Origin of the sequence: Neobacillus vireti, assembly GCF_001026695.1 — a bacterium.
Lineage (GTDB): Bacteria > Bacillota > Bacilli > Bacillales > Cytobacillaceae > Neobacillus > Neobacillus vireti.
This window is the reverse complement of sequence record NZ_LDNB01000017.1, coordinates 427342-441267: the sequence shown is the minus strand read 5'-3', so window position 1 is coordinate 441267 and position 13926 is coordinate 427342. Positions and strand designations below refer to the sequence as shown.

At 38.4% G+C, this 13926-nt stretch carries 12 protein-coding genes and 1 other annotated feature; of the genes, 10 read left to right on the top strand and 2 right to left on the bottom strand.

What is annotated here, in order from left to right:
* Positions 1–81: 81 nt before the first annotated feature.
* The 7 genes from AA980_RS22295 (at position 82) to ilvA (ending at position 9074) form a co-directional block, all read left to right on the top strand.
* Complete coding sequence (locus AA980_RS22295; protein WP_024027585.1) at positions 82–300, top strand: hypothetical protein; 219 nt, start codon at positions 82–84, stop codon at positions 298–300.
* A 46-nt stretch (positions 301–346) separates the two neighbouring features.
* Complete coding sequence (locus tag AA980_RS22290) at positions 347–2710, top strand: helix-turn-helix domain-containing protein (protein ID WP_024027586.1); 2364 nt, start codon at positions 347–349, stop codon at positions 2708–2710.
* Positions 2711–3038: 328 nt separating this feature from the next.
* On the top strand, positions 3039–4469 hold the full coding sequence (locus AA980_RS22285) for an MFS transporter (RefSeq protein ID WP_328586683.1): 1431 nt from the start codon (positions 3039–3041) through the stop codon (positions 4467–4469).
* A gap of 249 nt (positions 4470–4718) precedes the next feature.
* Positions 4719–5906, top strand: coding sequence for an amidohydrolase (locus AA980_RS22280; RefSeq protein WP_024028978.1), 1188 nt, complete (start codon positions 4719–4721; stop codon positions 5904–5906).
* Positions 5907–6042: 136 nt separating this feature from the next.
* Positions 6043–6507, top strand: a complete 465-nt coding sequence (locus AA980_RS22275) for a GNAT family N-acetyltransferase (protein ID WP_024028979.1) — start codon at positions 6043–6045, stop codon at positions 6505–6507.
* An 88-nt stretch (positions 6508–6595) separates the two neighbouring features.
* A complete protein-coding gene (gene map, locus AA980_RS22270; protein ID WP_024028980.1) occupies positions 6596–7336 on the top strand; it encodes a type I methionyl aminopeptidase in 741 nt (246 codons plus the stop codon).
* A 165-nt stretch (positions 7337–7501) separates the two neighbouring features.
* Positions 7502–7750, top strand: a binding site (T-box leader).
* Positions 7751–7808: 58 nt separating this feature from the next.
* Complete coding sequence (gene ilvA / locus AA980_RS22265) at positions 7809–9074, top strand: threonine ammonia-lyase IlvA (RefSeq protein ID WP_024028981.1); 1266 nt, start codon at positions 7809–7811, stop codon at positions 9072–9074.
* 245 nt (positions 9075–9319) lie between these two features.
* Here the strand turns inward: ilvA and AA980_RS22260 are convergent, their stop codons facing one another.
* Positions 9320–9997, bottom strand: coding sequence for a hypothetical protein (locus AA980_RS22260; protein WP_024028982.1), 678 nt, complete (start codon positions 9995–9997; stop codon positions 9320–9322).
* A 30-nt stretch (positions 9998–10027) separates the two neighbouring features.
* Positions 10028–11389, bottom strand: a complete 1362-nt coding sequence (locus AA980_RS22255; protein WP_024028983.1) for an arsenic transporter — start codon at positions 11387–11389, stop codon at positions 10028–10030.
* Between the two features lie 494 nt (positions 11390–11883).
* Here AA980_RS22255 and AA980_RS22250 point away from each other — a divergent pair, with 494 nt between their 5' ends.
* The 3 genes from AA980_RS22250 to AA980_RS27360 all read left to right on the top strand — a co-directional run bounded on the left by AA980_RS22250 (position 11884) and on the right by AA980_RS27360 (position 13882).
* Positions 11884–12603: a YebC/PmpR family DNA-binding transcriptional regulator gene (locus AA980_RS22250; RefSeq protein ID WP_024028984.1), complete on the top strand. Its 720-nt coding sequence runs from the start codon at positions 11884–11886 to the stop codon at positions 12601–12603.
* 169 nt (positions 12604–12772) lie between these two features.
* Positions 12773–13684, top strand: coding sequence for a tyrosine-type recombinase/integrase (locus AA980_RS22245; protein WP_024028985.1), 912 nt, complete (start codon positions 12773–12775; stop codon positions 13682–13684).
* 24 nt (positions 13685–13708) lie between these two features.
* Complete coding sequence (locus AA980_RS27360) at positions 13709–13882, top strand: hypothetical protein (protein ID WP_024028986.1); 174 nt, start codon at positions 13709–13711, stop codon at positions 13880–13882.
* The last annotated feature ends 44 nt before the right edge of the window (positions 13883–13926 follow it).

The window sequence follows — 13926 nt, the reverse complement described above, 5'->3', positions numbered from 1 at the left end:
GAAATATTAGAAAAGAGACCGGATATTAATGTCTGGTCTCTTTTCTTTGGTGTTCAAAAAAACCGCAAAAGATTAGAGCTATTGGAGAATACTATTGATAAATCAAATGTTTTCCAAGAAAACGGGTTGCGTAGTGGCCTCGCCCAAATAGTATTCGTATTTGAATCAATGGCAAGCGCAGTTGAACATAAACAATCTGTAGTGAGAAAGAAGATTCCAGAAATAACGGGATTCGCAAAAATTCAAAAAGAAATCGCAGACTTGCAAAACGCTTTGGGGGAAAAACAATTCAATAAATAGTAAAATAAGTACTGTTTCCATGACCTTAAGGGTGTTGGAATGAGGAATGAGGACTGAGGTGAATGGGTTGGAGGACCAAGGATTAGATTTTTTTCTTGAGCTTAAAAGGATTGAATATGGAGCGCCAAAGGTAAATAGAGGTGTTCAAATTGTATTTGTTATAAATGGCGTACTAACAGTAGAAACGAATAGCCGCTTTTATTCATTAGCTGAAAATGATTTACTGCTTCTTAATCGAAATCAGCTATATCAAGTGCATGGCACGAATGATAATTGTGTGTTGCTGTTGACGATTACGGATGCCTTTATCGATCGCTATTATCCTGACTATCACAGGCGTCGGTTTCAATGCTTTTCACGAGAGGTCGAAATGGGCCGGGAGTTAAAGATTGACAAAATCAGGCGATTGCTTGCGGAAATGATGATTACCTATTTAAGGAGGGATGAAAGCTATAAGCTTGAAATTCAAGGAACCATCTGTCAAATTCTTTTAATTCTTATTCGAAATTTTAGTGGGGAAGGCACCGCTTTCGAAAAAATCGATGCAGATGATCAGCGGTTAACGCAAATCATTGACTATATGGAAAGAAACTATGAACAACAAATTACCTTGGAAGAAATGGCACAAAAGGCCTTCCTTTCAACAGGCTATTTATCGCGCTATTTTAAACAAAAGATGGGAATGGGTTTCAGCCGATTTTTAATGAATATTAGGCTGAAACATGGTGTAAAAGACTTACTGTATACAACGGATTCGATTTCGCAAATTGCGATGAAAAACGGATTTCCAAACACAAAATCGTTTTCAAATTTGTTTAAAGAGAGCTATGGTGTGACACCGCATGAATACCGAGAAACTCATTCCCCTGAACAACAAGTGGATTCCATTCACAGCTATCATTTGCACGATTCAGAAACACTGATGAAGTCTCCGGAAGTTTTGACTAAGTTAGGGATGATCTTAACGGCCAGTGACAAAATGTATGTCAATACAGAAACTCGCTATGAAGAATTGGCAATTGAACTTTTACATGAAAAAAGGGGGGCAGTCAACCTTCCTGAAAACATCCTTATTATTGGGGAATTAAAGGAATTATTAAAGGAAGATGTGCGCTCGCAAGTGTTGATGGTGAAAGAAGAATTGGGATTACGCTTTATTGGAATCCGCCATTTGGTTAGCGGGGCGACCATCCTTCCTACTGTGGAAACTGATGAACGGTTTGCCACGACCTCACCTTACTTTAACACGGATGGTGCGTTAAATTTTATGAAAAAAAATGATCTCTCCTTGTTCGTACGGGTAGATTATAAAGAAATTTCCATTGACGAAGAACAGTACTTTAGTAAACTAACAAAGTTTTTAAAACACTGTTTGCAGGTTTATGGAGAAAATTACTTAAATACATGGCATTTTATGTTTAATGAGCCCTATTATACAGCTGTGAAGGCAACGGACTTACACCGGGTCTATCTAAAACTATATCGTCTCCTTAAACAGCATGTACCTGGAATTCAGGTCGGTGTATTTCTGCCATTTTCTTTTCATGACGAAAAAATTCCGAAAGAGCATGAATGGCAGTTAGAAGAAAAAGGCCGGATTGATTTTATTGGCTATCATGCGAACCAAAATGAAGTGATTGATTTTAACGAAATGGGCGATTATCGCTTTTCATTAGCCAAGGATTACATAATGGAAAAAACAAACAAGATAAAAGGTTTCTTAAAGCAGCATCAGATCAATAAACCGTTTTTTCTTGTATCGTGGAATACTCTTTCCGGAAATACCCGGTACACAAACGGCACGTTTTTTAGGGGTGCCTTAGTGTTAAAAAATGCTTTAGATTTAACCAATGAAATCGATTCACTGGCCTTTTGGATTAATACTGAATTACATGAAGAGGATAAAATGAACCTAAGGATCCGTCTTGAAGGATTGGAATTATTCCATTATTTCAATGGAAAGCGGCCTGCCTTTTATTCGATGTTATTTGCAAACAAGCTTCAAGGAGAAGTCGTTGCAAAGGGGCAGGATTATTTCATGACACAAACGGAATTAGGCTACCAGCTCGTCCTCATGAATTGCAATTACGTCAATCCCTATTTTTCAATTGAGGAAGCGTTTCTGCAAAAACTAAATAAAGATATTCGTGTGAAAATTTCCGGCATGCAGCAAGGTGAGTATCAGATTCGTAAGTACATTTTTGACAAGGACAATGGGGCTTTGTATACGAATTGGTGGAAATTGGGCAGTAAACATGGAATGGATGCTGAGATTATTGATTATATTACCCGTTCAAGTCAGCCATCATTAGAAATATTCGATGAGTCTATTGAGGAAAATTGGGTGTTTTATTCCTATATGACCACAAACGCCATCCATTTTTTCGATATTCGTAAAGTAATTGAATAATACAGTTTAGCCATTGATGAGAATCAATGGCTTTTTTGATTAAATTAAACCGAATGTCAAAAATCGACGGCTATTTTTCGTTGTAATTGAAGGGTGTTTAAAAAATTGACCAAGAATACATCAAAACAAAACAATAAAAGACTCAGTTTCATTAGCTGTTTTTTCTATAATAGGGACATAAACAAGATATGAGTTAACCGTTATGAACTACAAGAAGATTCTTCATTCCTTGTGAATCAAGCCAATTTTTTTATCAAATACTATTCTGTAGGAATGATATTTTTTTTGTAACAGTTAACGGTTAGCAAAAAACTAAATAGGGGGTTCAATTATGGAAACAAGTTACAAAGGTACAAATAAAATGATCATAGGAATTGTGTTTGGTGTTCTTACATTCTGGCTATTTGCACAAGCATTGCTAAATGTGGTTCCTTCTGTTCAAAAAGATTTAGGCGTTTCACTCGGAACAGTGAACATTGCCATTAGTTTAACGTCCTTGTTCTCAGGATTGTTTATCGTTGCTTTTGGTGGACTTGCAGATATAGTTGGTCGTAAAAAGATGGCTAATATTGGTTTTGTTTTAAGTATCATTGGTTCACTTTGTCTAGTTTTTGCTAACGGAGCCGTATTGCTCATTATTGGACGTATCCTTACAGGATTTTCGGGTGCAGCTATTATGCCATCAACCATCGCCTTAATGAAAGCTTATTTTGAGGGAGCAGATCGCCAACGTGCTCTAAGTTTCTGGTCTATCGGTTCTTGGGGAGGAACAGGGATTGCCTCATTTTTAGGCGGTGCCATTGCCTCATCTTTGGGATGGAGATGGATTTTCATCATTTCTATCATCGTTGCCATTCTTGGTATGCTGCTATTGAAAGCTACACCAGAAAGTAAACAAGAATCTGAAGGTGGTTTTAAATTCGATTACACTGGTTTAGTCATTTTTATCATCACCATGTGTGCTCTGAATGTATTTATTAATTTCGGACCGACTCTTGGATGGACAAGCCTGACTTCCATTGTTCTTATCATTATCACAATCATAGGTTTGATTGTTTTCATAAAAGTTGAAAATAGTAAAAAAATCGTACTGATTGACTTTGCTGTATTTAAAAATAAGGCATATACTGGTGCGACTATTTCCAATTTCTTGTTAAATGCAACTGCTGGTGCGATAGTTGTAGCTAATACGTATGTACAAGTAGGTCGTGGAATGAGTTCATTCCAAGCAGGTTTGTTATCACTAGGTTATCTAGTAGCAGTGCTTGTGATGATTCGTGTCGGAGAGAAAATTTTACAAAAAGTAGGCGCGAAATTACCAATGATCTGGGGTACCATCATTACGACTATCGGTGTGGCATTGATGGGCTTAACTTTCTTACCAGGTGTTGGTTATATAATTTCTGAATTCATTGGATTTACACTATTTGGTCTCGGACTTGGATTTTATGCTACTCCATCAACGGATACATCTGTATCGAATGCTCCTTCTGACAAAGTAGGACAAGCAGCTGGAGTTTATAAAATGGCAAGCTCACTTGGTGGTGCATTCGGCGTTGCAATTTCCGCAGCTACTTATGGTGCAATCGCAGCAAGTGGAAATCTTGCATCAGCCGGTGCAATTGGTATGGTCGTAAATGTTATATTTGGCATAATTGCAATACTATCTGTTATCTTCTTGGTACCAGGTGATGCTGGTAAAACAGCTACTGCTCCTAAAAAATCAAAGGCAAACAGCCACCGTCCTATTACAGAATAATTAGCAATTGGAAAATGTAAAACGCGCCACATATAGTGGCGCTTTCTTAAATGGCTATTGGTGATTTTGAGCACAATGTTGATGGGAGTGGAAGGCGCGAGACTCCTGCGGGAGCAGCGGGACAGGTGACGCAGGCGCTTTAGCGCCGAGGAGGCTCACCGCCCGCCCCGCGGAAAGCGAAGCGCCTGGAACGGAAATTAACATTCACTTTTAACACAGCTTCGAAAATAATAAAAAGGTGGTTAGATCATGAAAAGTAAACTAATGGAAATGTTAGAAGCGCGTAAAGAAGAAATGATTGAAATTCGCCGACATCTACACGAAAATCCTGAGCTTTCTTTTAAAGAAGAAAAAACAGCTCAATATATTATTGATTTTTATAAAGGTAAGGACGTAGAAGTTCAAACGAATGTAGGAAATGGACACGGAGTTATCGTAACCATTAAAGGCGGAAAGCCTGGGAAAAATATTGGTTTGCGCGCTGATTTTGATGCACTCCCAATTGTCGAAGAAACAGATTTACCATTTAAATCAAAAAATGAAGGCGTTTTTCATGGGTGTGGGCATGATGGACATACAGCCTATTTGTTAATCTTAGCGGATTGCCTCATTCAATTAAAGGATGAAATTCCTGGTACCATCAAAATTATTCACCAACATGCAGAAGAAGTTCCGCCAGGCGGGGCAAAAAGTATTGTCGAATCTGGCATTCTTGACGACTTAGACAATATATTTGGCATCCATCTGCTGCCAATGGACAAAGCTGGAGTTGTTGGTTACCATGCTGGTTTTTCCTTTAACGGCAGGGCTTATATGAAATTAAAAATTCAAGGTAGGGGCGGCCATGGTTCTTCACCACATTTAGCGAATGATGCCATTGTGGCAGGTGCTCATTTCGTTACAGCCGTTCAAACCATTATTAGCCGTCGCTTAAGTCCTTTTGATATTGGCGTAATTACTATTGGTTCTTTTGATGGGAAGGGAACATTTAATGTCATTAAAGACAGCGTAGAGCTTGAAGGCGATATTCGTTATATGACGGTCGAAACAAAAGCCACCATTGAAAAAGAAATGAAACGTATTGTAAAAGGAATCGAAGAAGAATTTGGTGTAACATGTGAGCTAACTTACGAAAATGATTATCCACCACTTTATAACAACCCAGAATTAACAGAGAAAGTTGCTCAATTCTTAAAGAGTGCTAATGATAAAGATATTACAAAAGTAGAAGAGTGGCCAGCTATGCCGCCATCCGAAGACTTTGCTTATTATGCTGAAAAATTCCCTTCATGCTTCTTCTATATCGGTTGTACACCTAAGGGCGTGGAAAAACCATATTTTAATCATAATCCTAAATTTGATATCGATGAAGATTCACTTCTCGTAGCAGCAAAAGCAGTAGGAATTGTCGTTTGTGGTTATTATGAGTTAGATTAGGATATTGAATAGGAAATAATAATATTATGTAAACTTTATAAAAGGCCATAGTTTTTAATGGTCTTTTTGCTGTGATTTCATTTCATGAACAGTGATCATTTCATATACTGATTGAAATGTAATCAGAGGTGAGAAAATGGCTTTAAAAATCGAAAAAACAAAATTGTCAGAGGCAGCAGCGCTGTTGTCGATTCAGAAAGAGGCATTCCAAGCCGACTTGAAAAAGTATCGAGATTTTGAATCAAGTCCAGCCGCGGAAACATTGGAGTTTTTTAAATATAAAATCAACAACTCTTTCCATTACACGATTTTCCTTGACGGCAAGATAGCAGGCGGCATCTGCGTTGTGAAGGTGTCCGATACCCATTACCGCTTGTTTCGAATATTCCTTCATCCAAGCTGCCAAGATAGAGGGTTAGGCGGTAAGCTTGTTTCAAGTATCGAAAAAAATTTCCCTAAAGTGAAAACGTGGAGCCTTGACACACCAAAGGATAATCGTCGAAATCGGTACTTTTACGAAAAACTGGGCTATCAAAAACAGGGAGAATATAAAGTAAATGATCGATTAACGCTAATTGAATATCAAAAAATAGTAAAATGATCAACGAAAGCTTAAGTTCTGGCTATTTTTAAAAATAAAAGTACAATATAATAATGGATGTCAAAAAATATATGAGTGGAGAAAAATAATGATTGCAAAAACAGAAGCAGATTTTAATGGTTTAAAGGAAATTGGTAAAATTGTTGCCTCCATAAGAGATGAATTGGTACAGAGAGCAGTACCTGGGGTCACGACGAAGGAACTTGATGACTTGGCAGGAGAGTTATTTGAACAGGCTGGGGCTATTTCCGCCCCAAAAGGGGAATATGATTTTCCCGGGTACACGTGTATAAGTGTAAATGAGGAGGTAGCCCATGGTATTCCAGGTCCTCGGGTTATCGCGGAAGGGGACCTAGTTAATATCGATGTATCCGGTTCAAAAAACGGTTATTTCGCTGATACCGGCATTTCTATTGTTGTCGGAAAAGGGGATGAAATATTAACTAAAATTTGTGAGGTAGCGAAGCTTGCCTTTGAAGCGGGGCTTAAGAAATGCAAGCCAGGTGCGAAGAAAAGCGGCATTGGCAAGGTTGTCCACAAGACAGCACAGCAGCATGGATTAACTGTCATCAAAAATCTCACAGGACATGGGATTGGCCGCTCCATCCACGAATCACCTGACTATGTCTATAATTATTATGAGCCGTGGGACGATGAATTGCTCAAAGAGGGGATGGTTATCGCATTTGAACCGTTTATTTCTACCCTGGAAGAGGAAGTAGTTCAACTAGATGACGAATGGACCTACGCTACAGAAAAAAGCTTTGTCGCTCAGTATGAGCATACAATGATCTTGACTAAAAATGGACCGATTATTGTGACACTTTAAAATAAGTAAAGTTTTCAGGTTAGGATTGGCTGTTTTCATATGAAAACAGCTTTTTTCATTTACAGCTATTTAATGAAAGCGCTTTATAATTGACAAAATAGTTAAAATAGTCAAAAAACATTGACGGACTTCTTTTCCCGTGTTACCCTTATTTTTATAATTTAACATGAATCGAAGACGAGAAGAGTAGGATAGGACCTTGTACTACAGAGAGTCGACATTTGGTGGGAGTCGATGGCAGGACTATTTGAAGATCATCTCCGAGATGCGTAGCTGAAGAGACTAAGTAAGCTAGGCCGGCCAAGTCCGCCGTTACAACGGAACACGTACAAGTCAAACGTACGTCAATCGAGAGCCGCAGTCATTTAGGTGCTGCGGAAGTAGGGTGGTATCGCGAGTAAACTCGTCCCTATACACTGGGGCGGGTTTTTTGTTGTTTAAAAATGCTATTCGTAATAGGAGGAAAAAGAAAATGAATCAAAAAGTTGAGAAAAAAGTGTTTAATGTGGAGGATATTATCATTGCCAGTCATACCATCAAGGATGAGATTTCACCCACTCCCTTGCAATATAATCACTTACTATCCGAACGCTATGATTGCAATGTGTATTTGAAGCGCGAGGATCTGCAAAGCGTCCGTTCGTTCAAAATTCGCGGTGCCTATAATCGAATTAAAAAACTAAGCCCTGAAGAGTTAGAAAACGGAATTATCTGTGCAAGCGCCGGTAATCATGCTCAAGGTGTCGCGTATTCCTGCCACCTGTTACAAATTCATGGAAAAATCTTTATGCCAACCACCACTCCAAAGCAAAAGGTGAGCCAAGTTAAATTTTGGGGTAAGGGCAGTGTTGAGATTGTCTTAGCAGGCGATACCTTTGATGATGCTTCTGAACAAGCAATGGCTTGCAGTCAAGAGGAAAAGCGGACATTTATCCACCCATTTGATGACTATGATGTGATTGCCGGCCAAGGAACAGTTGCCGTAGAGATACTTAATGATTGTCCTGTAAAAATGGATTATTTATTTGGAGCAATCGGCGGCGGCGGTCTTATGGCTGGAGTGGGAACGTATTTAAAGCACTTTTCACCGCAAACGCGATTAATTGGGGTCGAGCCAGAAGGTGCGCCGGGGATGAAAGAGTCGTTTTTAAAAGGGGAAGTAACCACACTTAAAACCATTGACCCATTTGTTGACGGCGCTGCAGTAAAAACGGTCGGAACCAAGACCTTCAGCATTTGTAAGGAAATCGTTGATGATATTATCGTCATACCAGAGGGCAAAGTTTGTACCACGCTTTTATCTCTTTACAATGAAAATGCCATTGTTGTCGAACCGACCGGAGCCTTATCCATTGCTGCTTTGGATACATACGCAGAGGAAATTAAGGGTAAAACGGTGGTCTGTATTGTTAGCGGCGGTAACAATGATATCGGCCGGATGCAGGAGATCAAGGAGCGTTCGAAGCTTTATGAGGGCCTGCAGCATTATTTTATCGTCCAGTTTCCGCAGCGTCCTGGAGCCTTACGTGAATTCTTGTTTGATGTTCTTGGACCGAATGATGATATCAGTCATTTTGAATACACGAAAAAGAACAATCGCGAAACGGGACCAGCATTGGTTGGAATCGAACTAAAGGATAAGCACGACTATTTCCCTCTTATTGAACGGATTAAAACGAAGGGATTTTTATATCGCGAAGTGAACAAAGACAGCACCTTGTTTCAGATGCTAGTGTAGTTATTTCACACGATATTTGAAAAAGCTTAATGAACTTGTTTTTTAATGTCTTGAACATTTCGAGACTTTGTTTCATATTTTATCATAGTGAAGGAAATATAAAAAAAGACCGTGGGGCATTGCCACGGTCAATGAACATTACGAAGTGAAAGAATTATCCATCTTTGTCCGCCGATACAGGATGGATTATTTTTTTTTTCGATTTTTAAAATCATTATCACTACCCTCCAATTTTCCTATTTGTGTTACGGTAAATGGATGGTTTTGACGTGGTCTAGATTTCGAAATACTTTTTCCCTTTCGGCTGTAATGAGAGTCAATTTCTTATTACGTACCTTTTCAAGAAAGCCTATTTTTTCGCTGCTGTCGCCTCCATCGATCACCACCAGCTGATTCTCTAATTTTTTGCATTGTTCTTCAAAGGTCCTGGCTAATGGAATGTTCGTGGGATTAACCGGGAGTGACTCATTACTTAAGGAGTAGGGTGTGGCGTTTTCTGGATACGGTATCAGCCATTTCACATGGTTCATTGAAATAAACAAAGTTTTATAGATTGGAGAGTAAAAGACAAAGTGATCGTTCATAATACTAGTTAAATAGCCATGAACCGATTTATTCCCCGTTACATATACTTCGACAAACCTGCCTCTGGCGTTGTTTAAAATTCCGCGAAATGAGACGACTTGTGAATTTGTTTCAAGTGGCTTTTCTGAGGGCGGCTCGTAATAGATCGTATCCTCCTCTTTTTTAGCCTCTTTCATTTGTTGAATATGAACAACCGGAATGTAGAGGAAGGATCCCGTTTTACCCACGAATAAAACAATGATGTCTAACCCGCTATCAACCAGTATTCCAGAGTAAAAATTCTTTCCGGAAATCTCAATTTCGATATTTTTTCCTAATAATTCTTTAAAGTCATTCATGTTTATTCTCCTTTATCTGGATGCTTCTTATTACTGAAGTGCTCCGCCAAAGATCCATGTAACCCAGTGAGATAGAACGATCAATGTAAACAAAACTGCTGGAGGGATGACGACTGCGGTTATTTTTACATACTCAAACCAGGTAATTCTGACTTTCCCTTTCCTGACAATGTGCATCCACATCAATGTTGCCAGCGTTCCCATTGGTAGTAGCAACGACCCCATATCACTGCCAATAACGTTGGCAAGATAAGAAACTTTCAAGGTGAGCGTGTCTAGGCCCATATGTGTTAATGTGAGAGTACCAACCATGAGCGCAGGGTGGTTATTAAAGATATTGGAAAGAACGGATAGGAGAATTCCCATCATGATACTCGCATGATGCAGACTTCCGGAAACCATCGGACGCATGAAAGCAATCAGCCAATCGGTCAAGCCAATATTATTCAAACCATAAATAATGACATACATGCTAAAAGCAAAGATTAAAATATACCAAGGTGTCTTTTTCAGCATATCGTATGGAGGTATTTTTAAATATGCCCATCTCCAGCCTAAAAGGATAAGTGATCCGATGACGGCCATAACCGAAACAGGAATGGCTAAATACGATGCAACAAAGAGACTGACACGGACAGCAAAGACAAACAGCAGAACATTGCGCATAAACTTAGATCGGGCTTTATCTGATGCGTAAATAGGTTCTTTCTTCAGTGGGTGATAGGTTGGCAGTGTAAGACCGGTTACTTTTGTAGGGACGGTTTTTGGCAGGATTTTGTAAAACCGTAGAAACAAGAGACCAACTAATAACAGAAGACCAAGTGTTGCTGGTACAAACATCATCGCCGTGTGCATATACAAGCTCATATCGACGATTTTTAGGGCAATCAGATTTACTATATTACTGACGCCTATTGGAGCACTTGAAGCGGTAGCTATTAAGCCGCCTGATAATAGGTAAGGAATTTTTTGATGGTTTTTTAAGCCCATATTGTTTAACAGCATGACAAGAATAGGTGTTGTGATTAAGATACTGCCATCATTATTGAAAAACAGGGTCATCAGAAAACATAACAGATTGACGTACCAGAATAAGCGAATTCCTGACCCGTTAGCTTTGGCAGCGAGCTTCTCTGCCACCCAGTGGAAAAATCCAAAACTTTCGAGGACGATTGCCATTACAATCGTTGCGATTATGGTTATCGCTGCACCGCTAATTGTTTCAGTGATGATTCCGAGGTCAGACAAGGAAACACTTCCGCTTATTAATACAAAAATCGCACCGATTGTGGCCGGTATCGCTTCGTTAATTCCCCGCGGCCTCCAAAGAATTAAGATAAGTGTAACGACAAATGATAATATGGTAATCCAGATCATTGGTTGAAGATACATGGTTTTCCCCTTTCATATTTGCAAGTGATTCATGATGTTTCATGAGAAGCAACTGCCTCCTCTAGTCCTCAGTAAAGTAGTCCGCTCCTGTCCCCCCCTTGCATCTACCCCTGTTGTCAGGTTGTACTACATTTATATGTGTCACGAATATGACAAGCTCTAGGTTTGTACCCGATTTTCACGAATTCCACGAAAATCTATGTAAAGGGGTTCTGCAAATATCAACTGTTGAACAAAGGGGACTCGTTATGGAAAATAGATTGCTTTTATCCAGCTGAAGCAGAAAAATACGGGGGATAACGATAGAGGAAGTCAATGGATATTTAACAAATGCGTTAATTAAGGTATAATATTATTGTAAAAACGAAAGTACGGTGTGAATAATAGTATTGAAGTAAAGAATGGTTGATTGTTATTTTGAAAAAGTATTGAAATGATGACTTTTTCTATTATAATTATTTTGTGTAGTTTAAAGTGGAAAGAGAGTGTTCATAATGGGACGTAAATGGAATAATATTAAAGAAAAGAAAGCGTCAAAGGATGCCAATACGAGTCGTATTTATGCCAAGTTTGGCGTTGAAATTTATGTAGCCGCAAGACAGGGTGATCCCAATCCAGAATCAAATCAAGCATTAAAATTTGTCCTAGAACGTGCAAAAACCTACAATGTACCAAGACATATTATTGACCGTGCGATTGAAAAAGCAAAAGGCGGTTCAGAAGAAAGCTATACTGAACTTCGTTATGAAGGCTTCGGACCCAACGGATCTATGGTAATCGTCGATGCCTTAACGAACAACGTTAACCGTACCGCTTCAGACGTACGTGCAGCCTTTGGTAAAAACGGCGGAAACATGGGTGTGAGCGGATCGGTAGCATATATGTTTGATGCAACTGCCGTCATCGGTGTCGAAGGGAAAACTGCCGATGAGGTACTTGAACTATTAATGGAAGCTGATGTTGATGTCCGCGACATTTTAGAGGAAGACGATTCGGTTATCGTTTATGCCGAGCCAGACCAGTTCCATGCCGTACAAGAGGCATTCAAGACTGCTGGCATTTCGGAATTTACCGTTGCCGAACTAACCATGCTAGCACAAAACGAAATCGCACTCCCAGAAGACGGACTAGCCAAGTTTGAAAAAATGATTGATGTATTAGAAGACTTAGAAGACGTTCAGCAAGTGTACCACAACGTCGATTTAGGGGAATAAACCTAATAAAAGGCAGACCTTTGTAGGGGCATTTCATCTAAAATTCACCTAACTATTCTTTCTAAAATTTAACGAGTAACGATATACGTTCATAAAAATCATAATAATTATGATGACAAACATAAAACTCACTTTTTGTATGAGAAATTCATATGAGGGTGGGTTTTTTATGTATTTAGAAGATGTATACAAGGAATTTTTATTTGATTTGGAAATTAAAAGTTATTCTCCAAGGACGATTAAGGGGTATAAAAACAATAACCGAGCATTTCATAATTACTTAAAAAATGAATTTGATGTTGAAGAAGTTGAAGATGTTACAACAAAACATATTAAGTCTTATTTTATGAATTTGAAGCAGAAGGGTTTAACAGAAGTGTATATTAACTCTGTTCACAAGTGCATGAGGTCTTTCTTTAAATTTATAGTTGAAGAAGGTTATATTGCTGAAAAAAGGAATCCTATACTTTCCGTCAAGTTTATGAAAGAACCAAAGATCATTATTAAGACGTTTACGGATGATGAAATTAAACGAATGATTAATATTTATAACGGAAGAAATTATTTGGAATTAAGAAATAAACTTATCATCATGTTTTTCGTTGATTTAGGAATCAGGAATCTTGAATTATGCTCGCTTACACATCTAAACATTATGGATACTGTCATTAGGATTCATGGAAAAGGAAACAAAGAGAGACATTTATACATTAGCCCAATGTTGAAAAAGTACATGATTAAATACGAACGAATGAAGCCCGAATATTTTAAAGATAAATCCATTACAGATTCAAATTACTTTCTATCGAGAAATGGAAAAGTGTTAACCGTAACTATGATTGAAAAGATTATTAAAGATGCAGGAAAGAAAGCAAAGGTTAGAGATTCTGTACGTTGTTCACCTCATACCATAAGACATTATTATGCCCAAAAACAACTGAGGTTAGGTCTTGATGTGTACAGTTTAAGTCGGTTGCTTGGACATGAAAGCACAATTATCACAACTAGATACTTACAATCCTTAAATGACGAAAGAATTGTTGAAATGGCAAAATCAACAAGCCCACTTTCTAATTTATAAAAAATCAAAAGGGGATAGAAAATAATGATGAAAAACATTAACTCATTCGCCACTCTCATTGAAGCCATTGCCTATTACACTAAGTTTGTTGCGGAATGTTCAAAGAGTCGTGACTACTCCCATCATGAAGATATAATGAATTTTAAACGTCAATTACATGTACGGATTGAAAGAGAAAGGGTAACTTTCAACGATTAAGAATAAAATAAAAAGCAGGTAGGAATCTAATCTACCTGCTTAAA